This is a genomic window from Mycobacterium sp. IDUB_5, assembly GCF_055419565.1.
The window spans coordinates 240,575-265,453 of the sequence record NZ_JBVAXX010000002.1 but is presented as its reverse complement, the minus strand read 5'-3'; the positions used below and the strand labels follow the sequence as shown (position 1 = coordinate 265,453).

Sequence of the window (24,879 nt, the reverse complement as noted above, 5' to 3'; positions counted from 1 at the left end):
CCTGGAGCCATGCCGCCGACTGTCAACATGGGGATTCCTGGCGCCAGCCGATCCGCGCTGGGTACGGCTGTCGGCGACGACGCCGGCAAGCGGGTGCTGCTGGCCGAGCCGCGCGGGTACTGCGCGGGCGTGGACCGCGCCGTCGAGACCGTCGAGCGCGCCCTGGAGAAGCACGGCGCACCGGTCTACGTCCGCCACGAGATCGTGCACAACCGCTACGTCGTCGACACGCTGGCCAAGGCCGGCGCGGTGTTCGTGGAGCAGACCGACGAGGTACCCGAGGGCGCCATCGTGGTGTTCTCCGCCCACGGCGTCGCACCCACGGTGCACGTCGAGGCGAAGGCCCGGAATCTGCAGACCATCGATGCCACGTGCCCGCTGGTCACCAAGGTGCACAACGAAGCCAAGCGGTTCGCCCGCGACGACTACGACATCCTGCTCGTCGGCCATGAAGGCCACGAGGAGGTCGTCGGTACCGCCGGAGAGGCGCCCGACCACGTCCAGGTCGTCGACAATCCCGACGCTGTCGACAAGGTCACGGTCCGCGATCCCGACAAGGTCGTGTGGCTCTCCCAGACGACGCTCTCGGTCGACGAGACCATGGAGACCGTGCGCCGGCTGCGGGAGAAGTTCCCGACGCTGCAGGACCCCCCGAGCGATGACATCTGCTACGCCACCCAGAACCGTCAGGTGGCGGTCAAGGCGATGGCGCCGGAGTGCGAGCTGGTGATCGTCGTCGGTTCGCGGAACTCGTCGAACTCGGTGCGGCTTGTCGAGGTGGCGCTGGGCGCCGGAGCGTCGGCCGCGTATCTGGTCGACTACGCCGAGGACATCGATCCGGAATGGCTCTCGGGCGTGACGACGGTGGGCGTCACCTCCGGCGCGTCGGTGCCCGAGATCCTCGTCCGCGGTGTGCTCGACCGGTTGGCAGAGCTCGGCTTCGGGACCGTGCAGCCGGTGACCACCGCCAACGAGACACTCGTGTTCGCCCTGCCGCGAGAGATCCGGCCCGCACGCGCCTAACGGGTACCTTCGGCACCCGTGGGTGTGCGCGGGAGATCGTCGGCTGTCCTGTTCGTCGTCCTGCTGGTGCTGGCGGGGTGCAGCAGCGCCGGGGACCGGCTGCGGGACACCGTCACCGCGTTCGCCGATGCGCTCAGCCGCGGTGATGCGGCCGCCGCAGCCGCGCTGACCACCGATCAGGCCTCGGCCACCAAGACGCTGGACGCGCTGTTCGCGAGCCTGGGCAAGGACGTCCACGTCGGCGTTTCCTCGACCGCCGACGACAACGGCGCGGGCACCTTCACGCTCGACACGACGTGGAAGTTCGGGCCGGACAAGCGCATCGAGTGGAGTTACAGCGCCGACGGGCGGGCCGCTGCCGCCGGTGACGATTGGAAGATCCGATGGGACGCCACCACGGTCGCGCCGGGTCTGGACAAGGGCCCGCTGTCGTTCAGCACGCTCGTGCCGCAACCCGCCGCCCGCGTCCTGGACCGCACCGGCGCTGAACTGCTCACCCAGCACGTCGTCACGCTCGTCGACCTCGCACCCGGGGCGGACGTCAATGCCGTTGCCGCACTGCTGAATCCGATTGCCCCCACGATCACGCCCGAGTCGCTGGCCGGCGAACTGGCGGCTGGCAGACCCGTCACCGCGGTCACGTTGCGCGACGACGACCTGGCCCCCATCCAAGCGCAGCTGACCGCGCTGCCCAACGTCACGCTGCGGCCGCAGACCCGCCTCCTCGCGACCGACCGTGCGCTGACCTCGCCCACGCTGTCCGGGCTGTCGGACCTCTGGCAGCAGCGCATGGACGCCGCGGACGGTTGGGCGGTGACCGCTCAGACCGCCGCGGGTGCACAGCGCGTCGGCGGACAGGACGCCCAACCCGTCGGCGACATCGCCGCCACGCTGGACATCGGCATGCAGCGCGCCGCCGAGGATGCACTGGCGCCGCTGCCGACCCCGGCCGCCCTGGTGGCGATCCAACCGTCGACGGGCAATCTGCTCGCCGTCGCGCAGAACGCGCCCGCAGACGCCCAGGGCCCGATCGCGCTGACGGGTCTGTATCCGCCCGGGTCCACGTTCAAGACCGTCACCGTGTCGGCAGCGCTGCAGGCCGGCCAGGTCACCGCCGACACCGTCCTCGGCTGTCCTGGCACCGAGAACATCGAGGGCCGGCAGATCCCCAACGACGACGACTTCGACCTCGGCGATGTGCCCCTGCACACCGCATTCGCGCGGTCCTGCAACACCACGATGGGCCGCCTCGCGGTCAACCTGCCGCCCGACGCGCTGACCGACGCCGCCGCGCAGCTCGGTCTGGGCATCGACTTCACCGCGCCGGGAATGACCACGGTGACGGGCTCGGTACCCGTCGCCGACACCTCGGCGTTGCGTGTGGAGGAGGGCATCGGGCAGGGCAAGGTCACCGCGTCACCGTTCGGGATGGCGCTGGTGGCCGCGACGCTGGCGCGCGGGTCGGTACCCACGCCGGCCATCGTGGCCGGTCAGCCCGCCGCCGCGGACCGCACCCCACAGCCGCTGCCCGCCGGCGTCGACGAGCAGGTCAAGGCCATGATGCGGGAAACCATCACCGCGGGCACCGCGACTCAGCTGCAGGACATCCCCGGCATGCTCGGCAAGACGGGTACCGCCGAGTACGTCGGACCTGACGGGATCCAGCGGGCGCACGGCTGGTTCGTCGGCATTCGAGACGACCTGGCGCTGGCGGTGTTCGTCAGCGACGCCGACTCCTCGACGCCGGCGGTCGATGCCGCGGGCCGCTTCCTGCGGTCCTAGACGTCCGGTCCTAGATGTCGTAATTCCAACGATCGGCGTCGACGTCACGGGACGGCCGCCGCCGCGGCCGGTACTCCTGGTCGTCGGCCTCGTCGCTGCCGCGGTACCGCACCCGAGAGACCGGGTGGTGGGTGCTGCTCTCGCGTGGCTCGTAGTCGTCATAGCGGGGCCGGCGCACCGGGCGCTCGTACCCGCTGAGGCGCTCGCTGGGCGGGACGCGGGTCTCGCGCGCGGACTCCCGCTGCCCCGATGGCCGGGGCCGGCGCCTGGGCTCCGCCGGGGGTGCCTCGTCCGGGCGGGGGCGACGGCGCCGCGGCCGGTCGAGATCGACGACGGGCTCGATGATCTCGGTCGGGTCGGGCGGGCGGGCATGCCGTGACCGCGACGGCGCGGCACGCCGCGTGGGCCGCTCGGCGCGGGCACGGGCCCTCGCGGCGTCCCCGGGTGTCTCGGTGCGCTTGGCTGAGGTGTGGCGCCGGCGCCGCTCCCTCGGCTTCTTGTCCTCGGACTCGGCGGCGTCGACACTCTCGCCCTTGTCGCCGGTGACGAAGCTCGACAGCTTCGCCGACACCTTGCTGCTGTGGCCCGCGGGGGAGGCGCCGAGGTAGCGGCGCGCGATCCCGAGGACCAAGACGGCCGCAGAGGTGAAGAACATCAGCGGAAACCGCTCGATCAGCGGATACCCGCAGTTGATCAGCAGGTCCTTGATGCCCTTGATGTCACTGCTGTGCATCAGGAAGTAGGCACCGGGCACCGTGATGAACAGCAGCAGCGGGGGCTGGATGACAGCTGTGAACAAGCCGTTGCGTCGGACGGCGAGCACCGCGACGAGGCAGCCCATGACGTAGAGCACCGAGAACACGGTCGTCAGCGAGCCGGAACCGGCGTCGATGGCGAAGCCGGCCGTGCAGGCGACGACAGCGATCAGAATGGCGCCCCACCAGGGCACTCCCGCGATACCGGGGTGCGCGGAGCGGAGTTCGGCTGGCACCGCCGAGCGCGCACGCTGTCCTGACACACGTCGACCGTACCGGCTGGGGTGACCGCTTGCCGCCAGCGGACGCCTGTGTGGCGGTGACGTCTGGCAGACATCTGGCAGACTGTGGTCTCCGTGGGCTTGAATCTGGGAATCGTCGGACTGCCGAACGTGGGTAAGTCGACTCTGTTCAACGCGCTGACGCGCAACGACGTACTGGCCGCCAACTATCCGTTCGCGACGATCGAACCGAACGAGGGTGTGGTCGCACTCCCGGATCCGCGCCTGGACAAGCTGGCCGAGCTGTTCGGTTCGGAGAAGACCGTGCCGGCGCCGGTGACGTTCGTCGACATCGCCGGCATCGTCAAAGGTGCCTCCGAGGGCGCCGGTCTGGGCAACAAGTTCCTGGCCAACATCCGGGAGAGCGACGCGATCTGCCAGGTGGTGCGTGTCTTCGCCGACGGCGACGTCGTACACGTCGACGGACGGGTCGATCCGAAGTCCGACATCGAGATCATCGAGACCGAGTTGATCCTCGCCGACATGCAGACGCTGGAGCGCGCGCTGCCGCGGCTGGAGAAGGAAGCGCGCACCCACAAGGACCGCAAGCCGATCCACGAGGCGGCGCTCGCCGCGCAGGACGTGCTCAACGGCGGCACGACCCTGTTCGCGGCCGGCGTCGACGTGTCGCCGCTGCGCGAGCTGAACCTGATGACGTCCAAGCCGTTCCTGTACGTGTTCAACGCCGACGAGTCGGTGCTCACCGACGCCGCGCGCGTCGCCGAGCTGCGGGAGCTGGTGGCTCCGGCGGACGCGGTGTTCCTGGACGCCAAGATCGAGGCGGAACTGCAGGAGCTCGACGAGGAGTCCGCAGCCGAGCTGCTGGAATCGATCGGGCAGACCGAGCGCGGGCTGGATGCGTTGGCGCGCGCCGGTTTTCACACGTTGAAGTTGCAGACCTATCTGACTGCGGGCCCGAAAGAAGCCCGCGCGTGGACGATTCACCAGGGCGACACCGCACCAAAGGCGGCCGGGGTGATCCACTCCGACTTCGAAAAGGGCTTCATCAAGGCCGAGATCGTGTCGTTCGACGATCTGGTAGCCGCCGGTTCGATGGCCGCGGCGAAGGCGGCGGGCAAGGTCCGCATGGAGGGCAAGGACTACGTGATGGCCGACGGCGACGTGGTGGAGTTCCGCTTCAACGTCTAGGGAGAAGAAGTGATGGAGTCGGACGACCGATGAACAGCGACCTGCTTCTGATCTATCGCGACTACCTGGCCTGCTTGAACGAACGGCGATGGGACGACCTCGGACAGTTCGTCGCCGAGGAGGTCGTGTACAACGGGCAACGGGTAGGTCTGAGCGGTTATCGGGCGATGCTCGTGGCCGACACCGACGCGATACCCGACCTCGAGTTCACCCCGGACATCCTGCTTGCCGACGACCGCGTGGTGTCGTGCAGGCTCTTCTTTCAGTGCACTCCACAGCGGGCCTTCCTGGGCGTCGAGCCCACCGGCGGACGGGTCTCGTTTGCCGAGCATGTGTTCTACGCCTTCGACAATCGGCAGATCGTCGAGGTCTGGTCGGTGATCGACAAGGAAGCGATTCGCGAGCAATTGTCCAAAGGGTCGTAGCGGCGACGGCCGGCGCCCGACTCTTTCCTGATTGATGGGTGCCCGCACCGCGCGCTCACTAGTGTGGCGGTCGTGGCGATCCGAGTGAATGTCGACAACTTCGTCCGCGCTGAGAGCCATCGGATGTTCGCGGACAACCAGGCGGTGGCCGGGGGAATCGGTCGGTTCCGGCACAACCGGGCCCCGGCCCGCATCGACGAGCAGACCGTCATCAGACTGAACCGCGACACCCTCTACAGCTTCGCTGTCGTCGACCTCGCCGAACCGGTCCGCCTCACAGTGCCCGACGCCGGCGGCCGGTACCTCTCGGTGATGGTGGTGAACGAGGACCACTACATCAACAGCGTTCTGCACGACCCCGGCGAGCACCTGATCACCAGCGACTCTGCTGGTTCTCGCTACGCCTTCATCGGGGTACGAATCCTGGTGAATCCGAACGACTCCGACGATGTCGCTGCCGTCACGGCGCTTCAGGATCAGCTGCAACTCGACGGTGGTGGGCGAGACGATTTCGTCATGCCCGACTACGACCGCGACAGCTTGGACGCCACTCGCGGGGCGCTGTTGGAGCTCGCACGTGGACTCGACCAGTTCGATCGCTCGTTCGGGACGCGGGAGGACGTCGATCCGATCCATCATCTGATCGCATGCGCGGCAGGGTGGGGTGGCCTGCCGACATCGGAGGCGACGTACATCGGTGTGGACCCGAGGGTCCCGCCCGGCGACTACGAATTGCGGTTCGTCGATGTTCCGATCGACGCCTTCTGGTCGGTGTCGGTGTATGACGCCGCGGGGTTCTTCCGGGCCAACGACAAGGACCTCTACACCGTCAACAGCGTGACCGGCGAGCGTGACAGCGACGGGTCGGTCACCGTTCGTTTCATCGCCTCGACCGAGGGTGTCGTCCCCCCGAATGCGATCGTGTGCCCGGACGGGTGGAACTACCTCATCCGGCTCTACAAGCCGAGAGCGGAGATCGTGGAAGGTCGGTGGTCTCCGCCGACACTGCGGCCCGGCGGCTCCTGAGGAATCCGAACGACATCGCTTGCTATGACTGGTCTAATGAGCCATGCCGATTGCGCAGCGCGCGCTCGCCGGGCTGGCTCGCCAGCTCGGTGAACCGACCGGGTTCGCCGGTCGTGTCGTTGGCCGCCTCCTCAATCGCGGCAACCGGTCGGTGGTCGTCGCTGCCGTCGCGGCCACGGAGTGCGGGCCTGACGCCGAGGTCGGCGACATCGGCTTCGGTGGCGGGGTCGGGCTCTCGCTCCTCCTCGACCGCGGTGTCGCAGTGGTGCACGGCATCGAGATGTCGGAGACGATGCTTGCCGATGCGAGGCGCCGGTTTTCCGACGCGATCGCGCGCGGGCGTCTGCGTCTGCATTCCGGCCGGATGGAGAGCCTGCCCCTCGAGGAGTCCGTGCTGGACGCGATCATCTCGACGAACACCATCTATTTCGTGTCCGACCTCCCCGCGGCCCTGGCCGAGTTGGCGCGGGTGTTGCGGCCCGGCGGGCGGCTGGTCCTCGGCGTCGGTGACCCGAGTCAGATGGCGAAGATGCCGTTCACCCGGCACGGTTTCCGGTTGCGACCCATCGCGGAGGTCGTGAGCGTGCTCCGGGACGCTGGGTTCGCCCAGATCGAGGACCGGCGCGTCGGCGACGGCGACGGTGCATTCCACCTTCTGGTCTGCGATCTGCCTGGTTGAGCCGTCGGCGCGGCGATGATGTCGGTGGCCAGGTCTACCGTCTGCCGGCATGAAGCTCCTGTCGATCCGTCTCATCACCGCCGACGTGGCGCGCCTCGTCTCGTTCTACGAGCTGGTCACCACCTCCTCGGCAGCCTGGGGCAACGAACTGTTCGCCGAGATCGCAACACCGGTCGGCACGCTGGCCATCGGCAGTGACAAGACGGTGCCGCTCTTCGGTGCCGGGTCTGCCGAGCCGGCGGCCAACCGCAGCGCGATCATCGAGTTCCTCGTAGCCGACGTCGACGCCGAATATGCCCGTCTGCAAGGGCAATTGGACGACGTCGTCACCGAACCGACCACGATGCCGTGGGGCAATCGCGCACTGCTGTTCCGTGACCCGGACAGCAACCTGGTGAACCTGTTCACGCCGGTGACCGACGCGGCGCGCGCCAAGTTCGGGGTCTGAGGATCAGTCGTAGACGACGTCGAGCCCGCGGGCCTTGAGGTCGGCCAGCCGGTCCCTCATTTTCTGGATCTGCTCGGCGGAATGCCCGACCCAGTCGGTGATTTCGCCGACGACGCGCACCGGCTCGCGGGTGCGGTAGGACATCGTCGGATTCCCCTGCATGCGTGTGTCGGTCACGTTGGGGTCGTCCTCCAGGGTTCCCGTCGGCTCGACGACATAGATGCGGCCACGTCCGTCGCCGGCAGCGAGCTCCGCCCCCCACGTCGCCGCATCGAGCGTGCGTGTCACGTAGACGTGGTTGGCTTGCCGGTTCACGTCGTGGTTCATCGGCCGGCCGGGCACCAGCAGATCACCCACCGTGAGGTCGGCCTTGCTGCCGTGCAGGAACGCGCCAGATTCGTGTGGCACAAAGGGTTTCGGTGATTCGGGCATCGAGCTCTCCGTCCGTCGACTGATCCGGTCGGAGCAGTGTGCGGCATCACCGGGGTCTTGCGGCAAGCCCCCTACCGTGCGACAGTCTGAGAAGGGAACCCGCGATTCAGCGCGGCGTCAGCCTCATGATCGGAATCTGGCGGCCCGTGTCCGCCGTCTTCTCCCGGTAGTCGTCATAGCCCGCGTACACCTGCTCGGCCAACGCGAAGAGCCGCGCGTACTCCTGCGGATCGGTGATCTCCGTGGCGGTGAACGGTTCGTCGCCGAATTCGCATTCCGGGTGCACGGTCAGGTTGAAGTACCAGGACGGGTGCCGCCGCTTCCCGTAGTTCGAGGCGATCAGGATGACGTCGGACCCGTCGTGGAAGTAGGTGAGCTGCGTCTGGCGGCGCTGGCCGGACTTCGCCCCGGTGGACACGAGCGGGGCGTTGATGATGGGCCCCATGTTGACCCGTCCGCCGGTGAGCCGGAACAGGTAGGGGTCGGTGCGACGCGCGACGTGGCGTGCGAAGAACTGGCCGACGGGCGAGCGGCCGAAACGCACGCCGCGCTGGTAGGAGCTGCCCCGTTTCCGGTGCGGGTCGACGTAGCGAAGCGGCATACTCGGAAAGCTACCCCAGCATGGCGAAGCGACTCAGCCGCGACGGGACGTGATCCGGCCCTGCACGCTGCGCTGCAGTTGGCTGACGGCGACGAGGGCCAGAAGTGAGGCGGCCTGACGGGCGAGCGCGGGCCGCCGCGTGCGCTGGCGCCAGCTTCTCGATTGTGACGTGGAGCGGCGGCCCAGGTAGTACCCGAACAGACCTGTGGCCGCCATCATCGAGAACACGACGACGGCGGCCACAGTGTCAGCTTCCCCGACCGCGGTCGCAGTCAGGTCACAAGCGGGCTACACCTCCGACATCAGCCCACGTAGCCGATGAACAACCCGTTCCACCAGATGCCCCAGGAATTGCTGCCCGGGTTCCACACCAGTGGCTGGGGATCGCGGATGCCCAGGTCGATCCAGTTGGCGGGACGCCACACCGGCGGAAGTCCCAGACGGACCGGGTCACCCCAGTGTCCGGGCGGGCCGGCCAGCGGGCCTGGACCCTTGGCGATCTGGCCAGGCGGGCCCCACGGGTTGTGGCCAGGCGGATCGCCCGGCAGCCAGATGTCGTCGTGACCGTGGCCCGGCTTCGCCTGGGCAATCCCTGCGCCGAGGCCGAATATGGCCGACCCGAATGCTGCGGCCGCCATAGCGCCGGCGGCGATCTTTTTGAACTGCATGAAACCCTCCTTAGAGTCGCTGTGAAGAACGCAACGACCCCCCGAACCGTTTCTCAGCGTAGCCACAGAATTCGATCAGTAAACCGATGCGCGGCCGCGGTGAGTTCGAACGTTCCGTCAGGGTTCAGCGCTGAGCAGGCCGAGGGTGTTTCCCGCCTTGTTTGTGAACCACACCACACTCGGGTCCGGGCCGGGTTTGATGTCGAACGGTCCGCGGATGTCGGGCGAGCTGACGAACGTCCAGGCTTGCTGGTCAGACGCGCGATCCGGCGCGACACCGACGATGCGGTCGGTGGCCGTGTCGACGAACCACAGGCGGCCGCCGGCGAGGCAGATTCCGTCGGGTTCGCCGAGATCAGGGTGGATGAAGTGGCGCATGGTGCCGATGGGGTCCCCGGGGTCGAACCTCAGTAGTCCCGCGGGCTCGCGGGTGGTCAGCCACAGCGTGCCGTCATCGGCCTGCGCCCATGCCCTCGGAGTCGCAGGAAGCGACGCGACCGTCGTCACCTCCCCGGTGCGCGGATCGCAGCTACCGAGCGATCCCGCGTTGACCCACCACGGCCGACCGTCCGTCGTCACGTACAGGGCGGCGGGGGCGGCGATGCCGTCGTCGGTGATCAAACGCAGCGACGCCGCGGGATCGTCGGCGCACGGATCGACCGAAGCGATCGCATCGCTGCCGCGCAGCGAGCACCACAGCCGACCGTCGGGGGCCGACTTGAGCGCCACCGGGCGACTCCCGGCCGGTAGGGGACATGCGGTGATCGTCGACGCCGGATCGGGGCTGCGCGGGTCGATGGCGACCAGTGCATCGGAGCCGAGGCTGGTGCACCACACCCGGCCGTCAGCTGCGGGAAAGATGTTGGCAGGGAAGCGAATGACGCCCGCCTCGGCGCCGAAAAGTTCGACCTCACCGTCGCGTACCCGGCCGATTCGGTGGTCACCGATGTTGGTGAACCAGACGTCGCCGCCGGCGGCGATGATGCCCGAGGGCGCGTTGAGCCCGGGGTGGTGGATCGCGGTGATCGTGGGCACGGGTGAAACCGATTCAGCCGGCCCGGTATTCGATGACGCGGTCCCGGCTCTGCAGTGCCTCACCGTCTATGACGACGAGTTCGGTGTTCGTGAGTCGGTATGTGGTGGTGTCGTTGCGCGCTTCGAATCCGGCAGGAATCAGGCGCACGTCGTCGAGGCGCAGTGACGCGCCGTCACGCAATCGCACGCCGCGGTAGGTGTATCCGTCCCCGTCGCGGCAGACCGCGATGGCCGCGCGGTCGGTGCGGGCGACGGCGACAGCGCTCTGACCGGAGTCGCACCGTGCTGCGGAGTCGATGAAGCCCTGGCTGTCCATCGGCATGGCCTCCGGTGCATCCGCCGGGGCGGCCGGTGCTGCCACCGCGGGAGCGGGCAGCGGCGCGGGCGCCACGGGCGCGGGCGTCACGGGTGCAGCCACCCGCGCTGATGCTGCATTCGGCTGCGCTGGAATCGATTGCACCTCTTGCGTGGCAGGGCCACGAGTCGTGAGCAGAAGTGCGACGATGATCACGAGCGTGCCGAGCGAGGCGACGACGATGGACAGCGCCCGTCCGCGAGAGCGCGTGCGCGGCTCGTCATCAGCGTCGGGGGACGGGGCTCGGGCGGTGACGGTCATGCCTGACACTCCCTTGTCTCGCGGTGCCTGCGAACAGCAAAGCATTGCGGGTGCACGGAAGCCGGTAGCCGCCCCGGCGTTTCACCGGAGTTCTTCACGGCACGACCGCGATCTCGTCTCCGAGGCGGCAGCCGTCGGCCAGGGGCAGATCGTCACCACTCCAGAACGATCCCGGGTCGAACCAGTTCGCATTCTTCTCGGTGACGAGCAGCCCCATTTCCTCGTAGGTGATCGCCACGGTCTCCGCGCAGTATGCGGTCTCGAGGCCCATCTGCGTCCGCTCGGCCTTGCGCTTTTCTGCCGACCGACGAACAGCCTTGTGTATCAGTGGGATTCCGCGAGTGAAGTCGCTGACGGTGGGCACCCGCCCGCGCAGCCAGCGCCCGGTCAGACGAGCCGTGGAGGGGAACGGGGTGCCGTCCATGCGGGCGATCACCGACAGCATGCGATCCTCCTGCTGCGTCGTCGCGGGCGGCGTGAGCTGGCGCAGCCAACAGCGCTGACCGTAGGCGTTCGACCAGCGGTCCACCGCTGCCCGCAGATCGTTGAGCTGCACCCCGCGGTGGTGAGTGCCGGTCCACAGATCGAGGAGCTTGTCGCCGAGTTCGGCGTGCCAGATCAGTGGCGGCAGATCCTCCAGCGCGACGGTCATCCCGACGTGGTTGACGGGACTGTTGGTCATCGACTGGATCGCCCGGTCGGGCCCCGAGTGTCCGCGGAACAACCAGATGTCGCCCGTACGCGTTTCATCCAGCGCGCGTTCAAGAGACACCGTGCTTGGATTCATGCCCGCAGCTTAGGCAGACTGGGGCATATGCGGGGAATCTGGAAGTGGGTCGGGCTGGCCGGGGCGGCGGGCGTGGTCGCCGGCGGCGTGCTGGTCGCTCGCGATCAGCGTCGGCGCAACTCCTACACTCCCGACGACATCCGCGCCCGCCTGCACCAGCGCCTGGCGCAGGCGCAACAGCCCGACGTCACGCGGTGACCGCGTACAGCGTGTGGGTCCCAGAGAAGCCCTTCAATTCCGTGTCGTGGCTCGGCTCGACGACCAGATCGTCGCTGTCTACGCCGAGCGCGTCGCGTACTGCGGAACTGACCAGGATCTGACCACCCTCGGCCTGCGCCGCGACCCGCGCCGCCATCGCCACGTTGCGGCCGAACACGTCGTCGCCGCGTAGTACCGACTTCCCGGTGTGGATTCCGATGCGCACACGAATGCCGTTGCGCCGCTTGGATAGTGCGTCTTGGATGTCGATTGCGCAGCGCACGGCCTGCTCGGGGCGGGCGAACGCGACCATGAACCCGTCGCCCTGGCTCTTGACGACGTGGCCCTCATGACGTTGCACGTGGCGGCGCACGGCCCGGTCGTGCCTGCCGAGCAGCCGCACGAACGCGCGGTCGCCGATGCGCTCGTTGAGCGCGGTGGACTCCTCGATGTCGGAAAACATGATCGCCAGCCGCCCGTTGCGGGACAGCCGCGCGAGATCGGGCCGTTCCACCTCGGCCCAATCCGCGAGATCCTCGATGGACGAGCGCACCGCCGCGCCCAGGCCGTCGCGCCGCAGGATGTTCGCGGTCTGCCACACCGTCTTGACGGCTTTCGTGCCGCCCGACACCAGCAGCTGTCGCGTGTCGAGGCGACCCCGCAGCTCGTCCGCCTCGGCTTGTGCGGCCCGGGCCCGTCGCCACAGCACTCCGATCGCGACCGCCTCGCCGACGGCGAGCGCGGCCAGTGCCAACGCGACGATCTGCATCCCGGTCACCGCTCCAGTATTGGATGCTGGGGGCGTGAATTGTTCACAGGCCCCCTGTTACGAGAGTCGCTGGCTGCGCGCCACCAGCGGGGACGGTGCCCGCGCGATCTGGTTGCGGGAGACACTGCTGCGTTCGTCGACCGGCACCGCGAGCGCCGACGTGTGGGTGATGGCGTTCGACGCGGCCGGGCACCGGGCGCACCGGCAATCCGTTCCGATCGATACCGCCGTCTTCGAGGACGTTCCGTGGACCGCGCAGATCGGAGGTACGACCCTGACGGACACGGCTGCGGTCGGTGCGCTCGCCGGCCGCGCGCGCTGGGATCTGACGATCAGGCCGGGTGGTGAGCCTGCGGTGCGGGTCCTGTCCGACCGGGCCTACCAGTCGCGCTTCCCGCCGGCGAAGACGCTCGTGCGGCATCCCAGGGCAGAGGTGAACGGCCGCCTCGAGATCGACGGGCTGACAGTCGATCTCGACGGGTGGGTGGGCAGCGTGAACCACAATTGGGGCAGCCGGCACACTGCTGCCTACGCCTACGGGCAGGTGTGCGCGTTCGACGACGCGCCGGACACCACCCTCGAGATCATCACCGCGCGGGCCGCACTGGGCCCGGTTCTGCTGCCCGCGGTCACGCTCTTCGTGCTGCGCCACGCCGGGATGGAGTTCGCTGTGCGCAGCGTCGCGGGCAGCCTGCAGACTCACGGCCGGTATGAGCCCTTCACCTGGAGTTTCGGGGCGCGGGTGGGGGAGCAGACGATCGAAGGGGAGATCGCGGCCGCCGCCGAGGACGTAATCGGCCTGACCTACACCGACACCGGTGGCGCCGAGAAGTACTGCTACAACTCGGCGGTGGCGACCTGTCGACTCGTCGTGGCGGGCACCGCGGTATCCAGGACCGAATTGACCAGTCCCGCAGCGATGTTCGAGATCCTCAGAGCCGACCCGGTGGAGGGTGTGCCGCTGCTGGTGTGAGAAGACCGGGGCCGATCCGTCACGGCCGCAGGACGAACGACACCACGGCTTCGGAGAAGGCGTCGTTGTCGTCGCCGGCGGCGGTGTGCCCCGCTCCGGAGAGTTCGACGAACTCGGCGCCCGGCACTTTCTCCAGGAAGTCTGCGACAGCCTGCTCGCTCACCACGTCGGACAGCTTGCCCCGGATCAACAGGATCGGGACGGTCAACTCGACGGCCGCCTGCTCGAGTTGTTCCACGCGCAGGAACGGATCATCATGCGGCGCAGTGAGAAACGCCGGATCCCAATGCCAGTACCAGCGTCCGTTGCGGTGCCGCAGATTCTTCTTCAACCCCTCGGGGTTCTGCGGGCGGGTGCGGTGTGGCAGGTAAGCGGCGACCGCGTCGGCGGCGTCTTGGAGCGAGTCGAATCCGTGGACGTGGCTGAACATGAAGTCGCGGATGCGTGCGCTGCCGTCCTTCTCGTACCGCGGCACCACGTCGACGAGCACCAGACCGGTGACCCGCTGCGGGCCGGCGTCGCGCGCGGCCTGGATGCCGGTCAGTCCGCCCATGCTGGCGCCGATCAGGACGGTCGGCCGCCCGATCTGGTCGAGGACATTGACGGTGTCGGCCGACAGTGCGTCGACGCTGTAGCGGGCATCGGGGGAGCGGTCACTGTCGCCGTGCCCGCGGCTGTCGAGGGCGACCACGTGCAGTCCGCGGGAGGCCAGCACCTGCCCGGTGTTCTTCCAGGACCAGCGGTTCTGCCCGCCGCCGTGCAGCATCAGAACCGACGGGCGCCCTGTGTCGGCGTCGTCGGAGGTCGACGGACGGTTCCACTCGTCGGCCACCAACCGCAGGCCCTCGGCGCCGATGAAGGTTGCGGTCGTCGCATCGCTGCTGGTCATCGTCCACCGCGTCCTCTCGCCGGTCCCCGTCAGGCTGAGGTTACCCAGCACACCAGTTACGGCGATCTCGGGTCCTGGATGGCCGGCATCGCTCTAATATTTTCGCTTGTGCAAATTGTGGCCGGCTCCGACGACGAACGGCGGCGCATCATCAAGGCCGCCTACCGCTGCCTGTCCGATCCGCACCGGGAACCTGTCAAGATGTCGGCCATCCTGCGCATCGCCGGCGTCTCCAGCCGAGCGTTCTACCGCCACTTCCGATCGAAGGACGATCTCTTCCTCGCACTGCTGCAGCAAGGCGCCGACGAGATCGCGGAACGGGTCGACCGGGTGGCTGCCGACGCGGTCGGGAGCCCCGCCGATCAACTGGCGGCCTGGATCGGAGAGATCTTCGATCTTCTCGTCGACCCGCAGCGGCGGATGCAGATGGCCGTCATCGACTCCGAGGAGGTCCGCTCGGCAGCCGGTTACCGAGACCTGCGGGAGCGCACGCATGCGAGCAGGGAGCGTTCGCTCGCCGACATCCTGCGCCGCGGGCGCGCCTCCGGGGCGTTCCCTCTGGCCGATCCCGAGCACGACGCGGTCGCGATCAGCGCGCTGGTGAGTCGAATCCTGTCCAGCGTCGCGCCCGAGGACGTGCAGGCGGTCAAGCACGCCGAGTCCCGGCTGCTCGACTTCGCCCTGCGCGCGGTTGGTGCGGTGTCGCATGAGTGACGCGCCTCGAGCCGCCACCTGAGGTTCCTCCCGCGGCACGTACGTTGGTCCGGGCAGACGTCTCTGCAGACACTGGCCACCGGCGCTGCAAAGGAGCGAACATGGCGGGCGATGCTGCGCCTCCCGGCGATATTCTCGACACCGACGAGAGCCTCGCCGACAACGAGACTTTGAGCGCGGCGCCTACGCCGCGGTCGAACGTCAGGGCGGCGCTGATCGTCGGTCTGGTCACCGCGGTGGCGCTCGCCGGGTTGACCGGTTGGCTGGGTTACCGCACCTGGGAATCGCACCGGGCGCAGGAGCAGCGCGAACAGTTCCTGCAGGTGGCCCGCCGAGGCGCGCTGAACCTGACGACGATCGACTGGCAGCACGCCGACGCCGATGTGCAGCGGGTGCTGGATTCGGCCACCGGGACGTTCTACGACGACTACCAGCAGCGCGCGGAACCGTTCAAGCAGGTGGTCGAGGTCGCCAAGTCGACGTCGGTCGGCACGATTGCCGAGGCGGGGGTGGAGAGCTCGACCGATCACGAGGCGCAGGTGCTGGTTGCGGTGACGGTCAAGACGTCCAATGCCGGCGGGCAGGACCAGAAGCCGCGGGCCTTTCGGATGCGCATCTCGGTGGAGAAGATCGGTGACGAGGCCAAGGTGTCCAACGTGGACTTCGTGCCGTGACCGGGGCGATCGACGAGACGTCAGCGGCGCACGAGGCCCGGCCGATCGAGGACACGGGCGATGTGGCGACGACGCCGGTCGCGCGCAGGCGTCCGGTGTGGATGCGCGTCGTCGCATTCGGGCTGCTGCCGGCGCTGGCGTTGGTCCTCGCGCTGAGTGCGGGATATCTCAAGTGGCAGGACGACGGGGAGCGTGACCGGGAGGTCGCCGCGGCGGCGTCGGTGCAGGCGGCTCGGGACATCACGGTCGCGCTGCTGTCGTACACCCCCGACAAGGTCGATCAGCAGCTCGGTACCGCCCGGGAGCTGCTCACCGGTGAATTCCGCGATTCGTACACGTCGCTGACCGACGACGTCGTGATCCCCGACGCCAAGCAGAAGCAGATCTCGGCTGTCGCCTCGGTGCCCGCCGCGGCGTCGGTCTTGGCCACCGCTGAGAAGGCGGTCGTGCTGGTGTTCGTCAACCAGACCGTGACCGTCGGCGGGGACGCCCCGACCGCCACGAATTCGAGTGTGCGCATCACCCTCGACAAGGTCGGCGACCGGTGGCTGATCTCAGAGTTCGATCCGGTCTAGTCACGTCCTGCTGCCAGGGTGGCTGCGGCCCAGCAGTGGCAGCAGCATCCGGTGCGGCGCATAGCGATAGAGCAGTGCGGCCGCCCGGTTGGGGGCCCCGGGAACGATCACGCCGCGACCCTTGTCAAGGCCGTCGATCGCCGTGCGCGCCACTGCGTCTGCCTGTTCCCACAGAAAAGCGGGCAGCATCTTCTCGGCCTCTTCGTCGGGAATGCCTGCGTTGGCGCCGAATTCGGTGCGCACGGGGCCGGGGCACACCACGGCTGCCGTCACGCCGCTGTCGCGCAGTTCCTCCCGCATGGCCTCGGTGTACGAGAGCACGAACGCTTTGGCCGCCCCGTAGGAGGCCTGGAACGGCACCGGCCCGAATGCGCCGACCGAGGCGACGTTGAGCACCGCGCCGCGACCGCGCGTCACCATCGCGGGGACGAAGCGGGTGCTCAGATCCACGACCGCGGCGACGTCGAGCTCGATCAGCCGCAGCTCGTCGGACACGCGCACCCGCGCGACCGGTCCGAGGTTGGACATGCCGGCGTTGTTGACGAGGATCTCGACGATCAGCCCGAGTGCGGCGACCTGATCGGGCAGCGCGGCGCGTTGCGCCGGGTCGGCCAGGTCGGCGGGAAGGACGTAGGCGCGGGAGTCCAGAGACTGCGCGAGCGCGGTCAACTTGTCGGCGCGCCTGGCCACGAGCACCACCGGGTAGCCGCGGCGGGCGAACTCGCGGGCGATCTGCTCGCCGATGCCTGACGACGCTCCGGTGACCAGCACCGCCCCGGTGTCCGAGACGGGTGGCAGCAGTGGCATGGCGCCAGCCTAACCTTGGCACCATGACGGCGCGCCGACTCACCGCGGTCGATGCGCAGATGCTCCTGCTGTCGGCGGCGACCCCGAACGACCAGTTCCTTCTCTACGGATTCGGGGCACCGGTCGATCCCGCCGTCGCGCTCACCGCCGTACGCGGGGAGGCCGCGCGCTGTACCGAGCTCACGGTCCGAGTCCGTGACCGCGGCCCGTGGCGCTATCCGGTGTGGGAGCGCAGCGACGTCGAGGCTCGGCAGTTCGTCGTGCACGAGGCGGCCACGTGGGCACGCGTGCTCGCCACGGTGACCACCCTGGCCGGCGAGCAGGTCGACTCCCATGTCCATCCGTGGCGCCTCCACGTCTTCCCCGACGTCAGCGAGCTTCCCGGTACTGAGGTGGGTTCAGTTGCGGTGCTTCAGATCTCGCACGCGCTGGCCGACGGCTCGCGGGCCTCAGCACTGGGGGCCCGGCTGTTCGGGCGCGCCGGCGCTGTGGAGGCGGTGCGACCACTGCCGACCCACGGCTTCGTGCCGCGTTCGGTGGCCGCCGCCCGGGCGCACCGCCGGCTGGTCCGAGACACCGACGCAGGACTGGTTCCGGCGCCGCCTGTTCCGTGCCCGGTGCTGAGCAGCAACACCCGGCCGGCCGGCGCGGTGCATGTCCGCACCGTCGTCCGACGCCGTGATCAGCTGGCCGGCCCGACGGTCACCATCACTGCGCTGACGGCGATTTCGGCGGCACTGGCTGCTCATCTGCGCGCGCGCGGCGACGACCCGGCACAGCTCGGCGCGGAGATCCCAGTGGCGAAACCCGGTGCGCGCCGCGCCAACAACCACTTCGGCAACGTCGGCATCGGGCTCTACCCACACCTGGCGCCCGAGCGCCGGGCGGAGGCGATCGAGCGGGACCTGCACCGGCGCCGCCGTCGGGTGTCGCACCCGGCGAATGCCGCGCAGGACGCGGTGTTCGCCGCGGTTCCGGCCGCGCTGTTGCGTTGGGGGATGGGCCAATTCGATCCGAACCAGCGCGGGTCGACGGTCAGCGGCAACACCGTCGTCTCCAGCGTGAACAGGGGGCGCGCGGACCTGTCCTTCGGCGGCGCGCCCGTCGTGCTCACCGCCGGCTTCCCTGCGTTGTCGCCGATGATGGGTGTCACCCACGGGGTGCACGGCATCGGCGACACCGTCGCGATCAGCGTGCACGCCGCCGAATCGGCGATCGGCGACATCGACGCTTACGTGGAGCTGCTGGCCCGAGAACTCGGCTGATCGGCGGACTCCGTCCGCGCGATGACCGAGCGCAGCGAGTCTTGGGCCGCATCGCGGTCGTCGCCCATGCCGACCAGCGCGTCGATGATGAGTGGCCCGAGGATGCGGGTCAGGCCGTGCCCGTCGTGGCCGAAGAACCCGGCGGTCTCGAGCATCACGACGCCGTGGACGACACTCCACAGCCGAGCCGCCGCCGCGAGCTCGTCGTCGGCACGGATACGGCCGGCGGCCCTCATGCGGTGCACGGCCTGGCGCAGGGCGCCGAAGGACGCCGCCCATTCCCTGCGGTCGGTGGCGTTGGCGGTCGACGTCAGATCGACCCGGTGTGCTGCTATCGACGCGGGGGCCGAGGTGCCGAACATCAGTTGGTAGCGCTGGGGATTGGCCATCGCGAACCGGTGGTAGGCCAGACCCATCGCCAGGAAGTCGGCCACCGGGTCTTCGGTCGGCGGCATTTCGGTGAGCGCGGCCGTGAACCGGTCGAAGACCTCGCGCGCGATCGCATCGAGGAGACCCGTCATGCCGCCGAAGTGGGTGTACACCGCCATCGTCGACGTGCCCGCCTCGGCGGCCACGGCGCGCGCCCGCAGTGCGGCCACGCCGTCGCGCTCGAGCAGACGCACGCCTGCGTCGATCACGGCTTCCGGCATCCCACTCATGGTTGCCATCCTGCCATAACGGTGTTATACAGGGTGCACGATAACGCTGTTATAGGAGGCGTCATGGCCAATCGCTATCTCGAGGGCGTCTATGCGCCACTCTCGGAGGAAGTCACGCTCACCGATCTGGAGGTGACCGGATCGATCCCCGACCATCTCGACGGTCGCTACCTGCGCAACGGGCCCAACCCGATCGGGGAGATCGACCCGTTGCTGTACCACTGGTTCGTCGGCGACGGGATGGTGCACGGCATCCGGCTGCGCGATGGGCGCGCCGAGTGGTACCGCAACCGCTGGGTCCGCGGCCCCGGCACGGCGCGGGCGCTGGGCGAACCGGCGCCCGACGTCCGGGCCGCGGTGTCGCCCATCGGCGCGAACACCAACGTGATCGGCCACGCCGGCAAGACGCTGGCGCTGATCGAGGCGGGCGTGCCTGCCTATGAACTCACCGATGAGCTGGACACCGTCGGGGTCTGCGACTTCGACGGCACGGTGCGCGGCGGTTACACCGCGCACCCCAAGCGTGACCCGGCCACCGGCGAGCTGCATGCTGTGTCCTACCGCCTGGCGCAGAAGAACACCGTGCAGTACTCGGTGATCGGAGCCGACGGCCGGGCTCGTCGCACCGTCGACATCGACGTCACGGGAAGCCCGATGATGCACGACTTCTCGCTGACCGAGCGGTATGTCGTGTTCTACGACCTGCCCGTCACCTTCGACGTGGAGCAGGCCGTGGAGATGACGGTGCCGCGGGCGCTGCGGCTACCCGCCCGGCTGATGCTCTCGGCGTTGATCGGGCGCGTCCGCATCCCCGATCCGATCGCGGCACGCATGCCGGCCGCACCGTCGGCCGACCGCCGCTTCCCGTACTCGTGGAATCCGAACTACCCCGCGCGCGTCGGCGTGATGCCGCGCGAGGGCGGTAACGCCGACGTTCGGTGGTTCGACGTCGAGCCCTGCTACGTGTTCCACCCGATGAACGCCTACGACTCCGGCGACACCGTCGTGCTCGACGTCGTCCGCCACCCCACGATGTTCGACACCGACCACCTGGGCCCCGGCGAGGGCCCCCCGACGCTCGAGCGGTGGACCGTCGACCTGGCCGACGGCAAGGTCCGCGAGTCGCGTATCGACGACCGCCCGCAGGAGTTCCCCCGCGTCGACGAGCGGCTCGTCGGCAAGCGGCACCGCTACGGCTATGCGCCCGGGTTCACGGCCGGTGGGGACGAGACGCTGTTCAAACACGATCTGGTGGGCGACAATTCGGCCGCCCGCTCGTTCGGGTCGGGTAAGTCCGTCGGCGAGTTCGTGTTCGAGCCCAGTACCGCGGACGCCGACGAGGACGACGGCGTGCTGATGGGGTACGTGTACGACCGGGCCACCGACTCCAGCGAGCTGAAGATCCTGGATGCGCAGACCCTCGACGACGTGGCCGCGATCAAGTTGCCGCACCGGGTGCCCGCCGGGTTCCACGGCAACTGGGTGCCCGCCTGACCCGGGCCTGGGGTCACCTTCTTCCGGCGAGCAGACGCGAACTCCGGCGTTTCGCCGCGATTCCTCGCGATTTTGTGTCTGTTCGCGTTCGCCAGAACTGGAACACGTTCTAGTCTTTGGAGCCATGGGGTTTCTCAAGCAAGACGCGCCCGTCGTCGACTACGCCGAATGGAGCAAGGGAACCCGCGCGGAGCGGATCGTCCCGATGGCCAGACACTGGGCCGAGGTGGGCTTCGGCACACCAGTGGTGATGCACCTGTTCTACGTCGTCAAGATCCTGCTCTACGCCGTGGTCGCGTGGCTGGTGGTCCTGACCACCACGGGCATCGACGGCTTCACAGGAGTCGCGGCCTGGTACCACGAGCCGATCGTGTACCAGAAGGTCGTCTTCTACACGATGCTGTTCGAGATCGTCGGGCTCGGCTGCGGCTTCGGACCGCTCAACAACCGGTTCTTCCCGCCGATGGGTTCGGTCCTGTACTGGTTGCGGCCCAGCACCATTCGGCTACCCCCGTGGCCGAACCGGGTCCCGCTGACCAAGGGTGACGCCCGCACGCCCGTCGACGTCGTCCTCTACGGCGCCCTTCTGGTGATGCTCCTGGTGGCGATTTTCTCCGACGGCACCGGCCCCATCCCTGAGCTCGGCTCGCAGATCGGCGTGCTGCCTGTCTGGCAGACCGCCACGATCCTGGTGTTGCTCGCACTCGCCGGGCTGCGCGACAAGGTGCTCTTCCTGGCCGCGCGCGGCGAGGTCTACGGCGCGCTGGCGGTCTGCTTCCTGTTCAGCGGCGCCGACATCGTGATCGCGGCCAAGCTGGTGTGCCTGGTCATCTGGATGGGCGCGGCGACCTCGAAGCTGAACAAGCACTTCCCGTTTGTCATCTCGACGATGATGAGCAACAACCCGGTGATCCGCCCGCGCTGGATCAAACGCAAGTTCTTCGAGCACTTCCCCGACGATCTGCGACCGGGCCCCGCGTCGCGCTGGCTCGCCCACATCTCGACGGCGATCGAGATGCTCATCCCGCTGGTGCTGTTCTTCTCCCACGGCGGCTGGCCCACCGCGATCGCGGCGTTCGTGATGTTGTGCTTCCACTTCGGCATCCTGTCGGCGATCCCGATGGGCGTACCGCTGGAATGGAACGTCTTCATGATGTTCTCCGTGCTGGCGCTGTTCGTCGGCAACGCGGGCATCGGGCTGGGCGATCTGGGCAGCCCGTGGCCGCTGGTGCTGTTCGCGGTGTCCGCGGGCACCGTCGCGATCGGAAACCTGTTCCCGCGCAAGGTGTCCTTCCTGCCCGGCATGCGCTACTACGCGGGCAACTGGGACACGTCGCTGTGGTGCATCAAGCCCTCGGCTGACGCCAAGATCGCCGCCGGCATCGTCGCGATCGCGAGCATGCCCGCCGCGCAGATGGAGAAGTTCTACGGCAGCCGCGAGACCGCCGAGATGTACCAGTACATGGGGTATGCCTTCCGCTCGTTCAACACTCACGGCCGGGCGATGTTCACGCTCGCGCATCGGCTGATGGCCGGCTACGACGAAGCCGACTACGTCCTCACCGACGGTGAACGGATCTGCAGCACCGCGATCGGATGGAACTTCGGCGACGGTCACATGCACAACGAGCAGCTGATCGCCGCGCTGCAGAAGCGCTGTCATTTCGAGCCGGGGGAGGTGCGGGTGCTGCTGCTCGACGCGCAACCAATTCACCGGCAACGCCAGCAGTACCGTCTGGTTGACGCGGCGACGGGGGAGTTCGAGCGGGGCTTCATCCTGGTCGCCGACATGGTGACCAGGCAGCCGTGGGACGACACCGTGCCGGTGCACGTGACGTGGCGCAAGGACACGATAGAGACGACCTGAGCCAGACGGGGTCAGTCAGCCCATCACGTCGCGGATCGGCACACTCTCCAGGCCGGTGAGCAGCAGCTCACGCGACACGTCGAGGTGCTTACGCCAGTGCTGCTCGGCGCCGGCGGCGTCACCGGCTCGCAGGTAGGCCATCAGCTTGCGGTAGGAGCGAATCAGCTTGTCGTAGTCGGCTTTCGACACGGGCCTTCGCTCGTTGAAGACGAATGCCGTGTGCCGCACCGTGATCTCGTGCAACATGCCGGCAACGATCGACAGCGTCTCGTTGCCCGACAACTGCACCACGCGGAGATGGAAGGTGCCGGTGTTCTCGGCCAGCCGGTCGGAGTCGCAGCCCTGGGCCACCAGATCTTCGAGCAGCGTGTCGAGTTCGGCGAAAGCCTCTTCCGAGCCGGACTCGGCGAGCAGGCGCGCCGCGAGCGGTTCGATGCCGGCTTTCGCCGTCAAGAGATCGGCGATCGTGGCGCCGGAGAGTTCGAGCAGCAGCCCGGCCGGGCGGGCCACCACTTCGGGACCCGGTACCCGCACGCGTGCCCCGGTGCGCGATCCTCGCCGCACCTCGACCAGCCGCTCGGATTCCAGCACCCGGACGGCTTCGCGCAGTGTCGGCCGGCTGACGCCGAAGTGGGCCATCAGCTCGGCTTCGTTGGGCAGGAAGTCGCCGTCGATCAGCTGACCCTCGACGACCATGCGACGCAGCGTGCCCGCGACCAGTTCGGCGGTCTTCGGTGAGCGCACACCCGCCCGCGAACCGGCAGCGTCGATCATCGGCGCCAAGCGGGTACTGCGCGTCACGATGTCTCCACGTCAACTGGGTCGGGCCACCACGGGTCGCGGTGAGCTGTGCAACTCAGTAAACCATGTCGGGAGCACCGAACCGGGCTCGGAATCGTTCGGCGTTTGACCGCTGGGCGCGGTGACCTGCATGGCAGGGTATCGGCATGCCGGAAGAACTGACGGCCGAGCGAGCCGCGGAGCGGCTGCGTCCCGTCGACACGCTGGGTGTTCCGCTGGGCCCGGGACAGCCGCCGACGTTCCTGCGGGCCCTCGGTGCGCGCACCGACTGGACGGACCTGCGGGTGTACGGCGCGCTGCTGGCGGTGGGCACCGAGCTGTTCTCCCGTCCGGGGGTCCGGTACCTGTCGGGGTTCTACGGCCCGCTCGAGCGCGCGCTGCGCGAATCCGGCGCCGACGTCGACTTCATGCCCGCCGACTTCCGCCGCTTCGGACCGCTGCTGGAACGGCAGCGACCCCGCGTGATGGCCACGGTCGCGACACCGCCCGACGCCGACGGCTGGTGCTCGCTGTCGCTGCACGCGGGTGCCACCGTCGCCGAACTGCATCGGGCCGGAGCCGATCCGGACCGGCTGCTGATCGTCGAAGCCTCCGAGGCGTTCCCACGCACGGGTGGATGGGGCGAGCGGTACCGGCACGCGCTGCACGTCGACGAGATCGACGTGCTGATCCCCTCGACCGAGCCGCCGCTCGCGCTGCCCACCGCTGCGACCACCGACACCGATGTGGCGATCGCCCGGCATGCGGTGGAGTTCATCGGGTCCGGGGCCACACTGCAGACCGGGATCGGCGCGATCCCGAGCCAGATCGCGACGCTGCTCGCCGATGGCGACGTCGGCGACTTCGGCCTGCACAGCGAGATGTTCACCGACGGCTGCATGCGTCTGCATCAGGCAGGCAAGGTCACCAACGCGCACAAAGGCCAGTACGACGGCGTCAGCGTCACGACGTTCGCCCTCGGGTCGGCGGACCTCTACGCCTGGCTGGACGGCAACGCCGAGGTTGCGTTCCTGCCTGTCGAGGTGGTCAATGCGCCCGAGGTGATCGCGGCCAACACCGACATGATCTCGATCAACGGCGCGCTGGCGGTCGACGTGCACGGTCAGGTGGTGGCCGACACCATCGGCGACGAGCAGTTCAGCGGCATCGGAGGGGCCGAGGACTTCGTGGCCGGCGTCGGTCTCGAGCTGTCCGACCGGTCGCTGATCTGCCTGCCCTCGACGTTCGAACGCGACGGCGTCCCGCACTCGCGCATCGTCGGGCAGTTCGCGTCCGGCGCGGTCATCACCACCCCCCGCCACCACGTCGACGTCATCGTCACCGAATACGGCGCCGCGGAGCTCGAAGGGCTCTCCGTGCGGGAGCGCGGGCACGCGCTGGCCGCGATCGCGCACCCACTGTTCCGGGACGAGTTGATCGACGCGGCGGACCGCGCCGCACGCCGCCAATTAGCAAGTTGACCTAGTAAACCTTGTTCGTTTAACTTC

The 24,879-nt window shown here is 68.7% G+C and carries 29 protein-coding genes; 16 read left to right on the top strand and 13 right to left on the bottom strand.

Translation table 11 applies throughout. The annotated features are described in order from the left end of the window. Nucleotides 1–9 precede the first annotated feature (9 nt). Complete coding sequence (locus ACZY1G_RS06335) at nt 10–1,023, top strand: 4-hydroxy-3-methylbut-2-enyl diphosphate reductase (RefSeq protein WP_463821911.1); 1,014 nt, start codon at nt 10–12, stop codon at nt 1,021–1,023. A gap of 18 nt (nt 1,024–1,041) precedes the next feature. Further along, nucleotides 1,042–2,805, top strand: a complete 1,764-nt coding sequence (locus ACZY1G_RS06330; RefSeq protein ID WP_463821910.1) for a penicillin-binding transpeptidase domain-containing protein — start codon at nt 1,042–1,044, stop codon at nt 2,803–2,805. Nucleotides 2,806–2,815: 10 nt separating this feature from the next. Here ACZY1G_RS06330 and ACZY1G_RS06325 read toward each other — a convergent pair whose 3' ends face one another. Continuing rightward, nucleotides 2,816–3,823: a DUF6542 domain-containing protein gene (locus tag ACZY1G_RS06325; RefSeq protein ID WP_463821909.1), complete on the bottom strand. Its 1,008-nt coding sequence runs from the start codon at nt 3,821–3,823 to the stop codon at nt 2,816–2,818. A 93-nt stretch (nt 3,824–3,916) separates the two neighbouring features. On the opposite strand from ACZY1G_RS06325, the gene ychF reads away from it, so the two are divergent. The 5 genes from ychF (at nt 3,917) to ACZY1G_RS06300 (ending at nt 7,568) form a co-directional block, all read left to right on the top strand. Further along, on the top strand, nt 3,917–4,990 hold the full coding sequence (ychF, locus tag ACZY1G_RS06320) for a redox-regulated ATPase YchF (RefSeq protein WP_463821908.1): 1,074 nt from the start codon (nt 3,917–3,919) through the stop codon (nt 4,988–4,990). Between the two features lie 29 nt (nt 4,991–5,019). Continuing rightward, nucleotides 5,020–5,415 (top strand): ester cyclase, encoded by a 396-nt coding sequence (locus tag ACZY1G_RS06315; RefSeq protein WP_463815464.1) that lies wholly within the window; start codon nt 5,020–5,022, stop codon nt 5,413–5,415. A gap of 72 nt (nt 5,416–5,487) precedes the next feature. Continuing rightward, on the top strand, nt 5,488–6,441 hold the full coding sequence (locus tag ACZY1G_RS06310) for a DUF1254 domain-containing protein (protein WP_463815465.1): 954 nt from the start codon (nt 5,488–5,490) through the stop codon (nt 6,439–6,441). A 43-nt stretch (nt 6,442–6,484) separates the two neighbouring features. Beyond that, a complete protein-coding gene (locus ACZY1G_RS06305) occupies nt 6,485–7,120 on the top strand; it encodes a class I SAM-dependent methyltransferase (protein ID WP_463815466.1) in 636 nt (211 codons plus the stop codon). A 49-nt stretch (nt 7,121–7,169) separates the two neighbouring features. Continuing rightward, the gene (locus ACZY1G_RS06300) at nt 7,170–7,568 is read left to right on the top strand and encodes a VOC family protein (protein ID WP_463815467.1); all 399 of its coding nucleotides are present in this window, start codon (nt 7,170–7,172) and stop codon (nt 7,566–7,568) included. A 3-nt stretch (nt 7,569–7,571) separates the two neighbouring features. Here ACZY1G_RS06300 and arr read toward each other — a convergent pair whose 3' ends face one another. The 7 genes from arr to ACZY1G_RS06265 all read right to left on the bottom strand — a co-directional run bounded on the left by arr (nt 7,572) and on the right by ACZY1G_RS06265 (nt 11,692). Next, entirely contained in the window at nt 7,572–8,000 is a 429-nt protein-coding gene (arr, locus tag ACZY1G_RS06295) for an NAD(+)--rifampin ADP-ribosyltransferase (protein ID WP_463821907.1), read from the bottom strand. Nucleotides 8,001–8,106: 106 nt separating this feature from the next. Next, the gene (locus tag ACZY1G_RS06290; protein ID WP_463815469.1) at nt 8,107–8,601 is read right to left on the bottom strand and encodes a nitroreductase/quinone reductase family protein; all 495 of its coding nucleotides are present in this window, start codon (nt 8,599–8,601) and stop codon (nt 8,107–8,109) included. 33 nt (nt 8,602–8,634) lie between these two features. Further along, complete coding sequence (locus ACZY1G_RS06285; protein WP_463815471.1) at nt 8,635–8,844, bottom strand: hypothetical protein; 210 nt, start codon at nt 8,842–8,844, stop codon at nt 8,635–8,637. Between the two features lie 59 nt (nt 8,845–8,903). Further along, complete coding sequence (locus ACZY1G_RS06280; protein ID WP_463815472.1) at nt 8,904–9,269, bottom strand: hypothetical protein; 366 nt, start codon at nt 9,267–9,269, stop codon at nt 8,904–8,906. Nucleotides 9,270–9,386: 117 nt separating this feature from the next. Further along, nucleotides 9,387–10,304: a Vgb family protein gene (locus ACZY1G_RS06275; RefSeq protein ID WP_463821906.1), complete on the bottom strand. Its 918-nt coding sequence runs from the start codon at nt 10,302–10,304 to the stop codon at nt 9,387–9,389. A gap of 13 nt (nt 10,305–10,317) precedes the next feature. After that, nucleotides 10,318–10,920: a hypothetical protein gene (locus ACZY1G_RS06270; protein ID WP_463821905.1), complete on the bottom strand. Its 603-nt coding sequence runs from the start codon at nt 10,918–10,920 to the stop codon at nt 10,318–10,320. Nucleotides 10,921–11,014: 94 nt separating this feature from the next. Then, the gene (locus ACZY1G_RS06265; protein ID WP_463815818.1) at nt 11,015–11,692 is read right to left on the bottom strand and encodes a guanylate cyclase; all 678 of its coding nucleotides are present in this window, start codon (nt 11,690–11,692) and stop codon (nt 11,015–11,017) included. Nucleotides 11,693–11,734: 42 nt separating this feature from the next. On the opposite strand from ACZY1G_RS06265, the gene ACZY1G_RS06260 reads away from it, so the two are divergent. Further along, complete coding sequence (locus ACZY1G_RS06260; RefSeq protein WP_463815475.1) at nt 11,735–11,905, top strand: hypothetical protein; 171 nt, start codon at nt 11,735–11,737, stop codon at nt 11,903–11,905. Here ACZY1G_RS06260 and ACZY1G_RS06255 read toward each other — a convergent pair. After that, nucleotides 11,895–12,674: an adenylate/guanylate cyclase domain-containing protein gene (locus ACZY1G_RS06255; RefSeq protein ID WP_463822216.1), complete on the bottom strand. Its 780-nt coding sequence runs from the start codon at nt 12,672–12,674 to the stop codon at nt 11,895–11,897. The genes ACZY1G_RS06260 and ACZY1G_RS06255 overlap by 11 nt on opposite strands. Nucleotides 12,675–12,708: 34 nt before the next feature. On the opposite strand from ACZY1G_RS06255, the gene ACZY1G_RS06250 reads away from it, so the two are divergent. Further along, complete coding sequence (locus ACZY1G_RS06250; RefSeq protein ID WP_463821904.1) at nt 12,709–13,647, top strand: hypothetical protein; 939 nt, start codon at nt 12,709–12,711, stop codon at nt 13,645–13,647. A 19-nt stretch (nt 13,648–13,666) separates the two neighbouring features. Here the strand turns inward: ACZY1G_RS06250 and ACZY1G_RS06245 are convergent, their stop codons facing one another. After that, the gene (locus ACZY1G_RS06245) at nt 13,667–14,536 is read right to left on the bottom strand and encodes an alpha/beta fold hydrolase (RefSeq protein WP_463815478.1); all 870 of its coding nucleotides are present in this window, start codon (nt 14,534–14,536) and stop codon (nt 13,667–13,669) included. A 108-nt stretch (nt 14,537–14,644) separates the two neighbouring features. On the opposite strand from ACZY1G_RS06245, the gene ACZY1G_RS06240 reads away from it, so the two are divergent. From ACZY1G_RS06240 to ACZY1G_RS06230, 3 genes are all read left to right on the top strand, one after another. After that, nucleotides 14,645–15,250 (top strand): TetR/AcrR family transcriptional regulator, encoded by a 606-nt coding sequence (locus tag ACZY1G_RS06240; RefSeq protein ID WP_463821903.1) that lies wholly within the window; start codon nt 14,645–14,647, stop codon nt 15,248–15,250. 101 nt (nt 15,251–15,351) lie between these two features. Next, complete coding sequence (locus tag ACZY1G_RS06235; RefSeq protein WP_463821902.1) at nt 15,352–15,924, top strand: tetratricopeptide repeat protein; 573 nt, start codon at nt 15,352–15,354, stop codon at nt 15,922–15,924. Then, entirely contained in the window at nt 15,921–16,499 is a 579-nt protein-coding gene (locus ACZY1G_RS06230; RefSeq protein ID WP_463821901.1) for a hypothetical protein, read from the top strand. Before ACZY1G_RS06235 ends, ACZY1G_RS06230 begins: the two co-directional genes overlap by 4 nt. Here the strand turns inward: ACZY1G_RS06230 and ACZY1G_RS06225 are convergent, their stop codons facing one another. Continuing rightward, nucleotides 16,500–17,306, bottom strand: a complete 807-nt coding sequence (locus ACZY1G_RS06225) for an SDR family NAD(P)-dependent oxidoreductase (RefSeq protein WP_463821900.1) — start codon at nt 17,304–17,306, stop codon at nt 16,500–16,502. 23 nt (nt 17,307–17,329) lie between these two features. Here ACZY1G_RS06225 and ACZY1G_RS06220 point away from each other — a divergent pair, with 23 nt between their 5' ends. Continuing rightward, entirely contained in the window at nt 17,330–18,571 is a 1,242-nt protein-coding gene (locus ACZY1G_RS06220) for a WS/DGAT domain-containing protein (protein WP_463821899.1), read from the top strand. Here ACZY1G_RS06220 and ACZY1G_RS06215 read toward each other — a convergent pair. Beyond that, the gene (locus ACZY1G_RS06215; protein WP_463821898.1) at nt 18,538–19,230 is read right to left on the bottom strand and encodes a TetR-like C-terminal domain-containing protein; all 693 of its coding nucleotides are present in this window, start codon (nt 19,228–19,230) and stop codon (nt 18,538–18,540) included. The two genes, ACZY1G_RS06220 and ACZY1G_RS06215, sit on opposite strands and share 34 nt — an antisense overlap. Nucleotides 19,231–19,293: 63 nt before the next feature. On the opposite strand from ACZY1G_RS06215, the gene ACZY1G_RS06210 reads away from it, so the two are divergent. Together ACZY1G_RS06210 and ACZY1G_RS06205 are read left to right on the top strand one after the other, a co-directional pair. Further along, nucleotides 19,294–20,724, top strand: a complete 1,431-nt coding sequence (locus tag ACZY1G_RS06210; protein ID WP_463815486.1) for a carotenoid oxygenase family protein — start codon at nt 19,294–19,296, stop codon at nt 20,722–20,724. Nucleotides 20,725–20,848: 124 nt separating this feature from the next. Next, complete coding sequence (locus ACZY1G_RS06205) at nt 20,849–22,591, top strand: DUF3556 domain-containing protein (protein ID WP_463821897.1); 1,743 nt, start codon at nt 20,849–20,851, stop codon at nt 22,589–22,591. Between the two features lie 15 nt (nt 22,592–22,606). Here the strand turns inward: ACZY1G_RS06205 and ACZY1G_RS06200 are convergent, their stop codons facing one another. Then, on the bottom strand, nt 22,607–23,392 hold the full coding sequence (locus ACZY1G_RS06200; RefSeq protein ID WP_463821896.1) for a FadR/GntR family transcriptional regulator: 786 nt from the start codon (nt 23,390–23,392) through the stop codon (nt 22,607–22,609). Between the two features lie 146 nt (nt 23,393–23,538). Between ACZY1G_RS06200 and ACZY1G_RS06195 the strand changes: the two genes are divergently transcribed. Next, a complete protein-coding gene (locus tag ACZY1G_RS06195; protein WP_463821895.1) occupies nt 23,539–24,852 on the top strand; it encodes an acetyl-CoA hydrolase/transferase family protein in 1,314 nt (437 codons plus the stop codon). Nucleotides 24,853–24,879: the final 27 nt, after the last annotated feature.

Bases quoted from the DNA above. Each gene is read 5' to 3' on its own strand.
- ACZY1G_RS06305 (WP_463815466.1), top strand. From the start codon at position 6,485: ATGCCGATTGCGCAGCGCGCGCTCGCCGGGCTGGCTCGCCAGCTCGGT.
- ACZY1G_RS06235 (WP_463821902.1), top strand. From the start codon at position 15,352: ATGGCGGGCGATGCTGCGCCTCCCGGCGATATTCTCGACACCGACGAG.
- ACZY1G_RS06270 (WP_463821905.1), bottom strand. From the start codon at position 10,920: ATGACCGTCACCGCCCGAGCCCCGTCCCCCGACGCTGATGACGAGCCG.
- ACZY1G_RS06300 (WP_463815467.1), top strand. From the start codon at position 7,170: ATGAAGCTCCTGTCGATCCGTCTCATCACCGCCGACGTGGCGCGCCTC.
- ACZY1G_RS06290 (WP_463815469.1), bottom strand. From the start codon at position 8,601: ATGCCGCTTCGCTACGTCGACCCGCACCGGAAACGGGGCAGCTCCTAC.
- ACZY1G_RS06255 (WP_463822216.1), bottom strand. From the start codon at position 12,674: ATGCAGATCGTCGCGTTGGCACTGGCCGCGCTCGCCGTCGGCGAGGCG.
- ACZY1G_RS06225 (WP_463821900.1), bottom strand. From the start codon at position 17,306: ATGCCACTGCTGCCACCCGTCTCGGACACCGGGGCGGTGCTGGTCACC.
- ACZY1G_RS06195 (WP_463821895.1), top strand. From the start codon at position 23,539: ATGCCGGAAGAACTGACGGCCGAGCGAGCCGCGGAGCGGCTGCGTCCC.
- ACZY1G_RS06215 (WP_463821898.1), bottom strand. From the start codon at position 19,230: ATGAGTGGGATGCCGGAAGCCGTGATCGACGCAGGCGTGCGTCTGCTC.
- ACZY1G_RS06315 (WP_463815464.1), top strand. From the start codon at position 5,020: ATGAACAGCGACCTGCTTCTGATCTATCGCGACTACCTGGCCTGCTTG.
- ACZY1G_RS06260 (WP_463815475.1), top strand. From the start codon at position 11,735: ATGCGGGGAATCTGGAAGTGGGTCGGGCTGGCCGGGGCGGCGGGCGTG.
- ACZY1G_RS06245 (WP_463815478.1), bottom strand. From the start codon at position 14,536: ATGACCAGCAGCGATGCGACGACCGCAACCTTCATCGGCGCCGAGGGC.
- ACZY1G_RS06210 (WP_463815486.1), top strand. From the start codon at position 19,294: ATGGCCAATCGCTATCTCGAGGGCGTCTATGCGCCACTCTCGGAGGAA.
- ACZY1G_RS06280 (WP_463815472.1), bottom strand. From the start codon at position 9,269: ATGCAGTTCAAAAAGATCGCCGCCGGCGCTATGGCGGCCGCAGCATTC.
- ACZY1G_RS06220 (WP_463821899.1), top strand. From the start codon at position 17,330: ATGACGGCGCGCCGACTCACCGCGGTCGATGCGCAGATGCTCCTGCTG.
- ACZY1G_RS06335 (WP_463821911.1), top strand. From the start codon at position 10: ATGCCGCCGACTGTCAACATGGGGATTCCTGGCGCCAGCCGATCCGCG.
- ACZY1G_RS06205 (WP_463821897.1), top strand. From the start codon at position 20,849: ATGGGGTTTCTCAAGCAAGACGCGCCCGTCGTCGACTACGCCGAATGG.
- arr (WP_463821907.1), bottom strand. From the start codon at position 8,000: ATGCCCGAATCACCGAAACCCTTTGTGCCACACGAATCTGGCGCGTTC.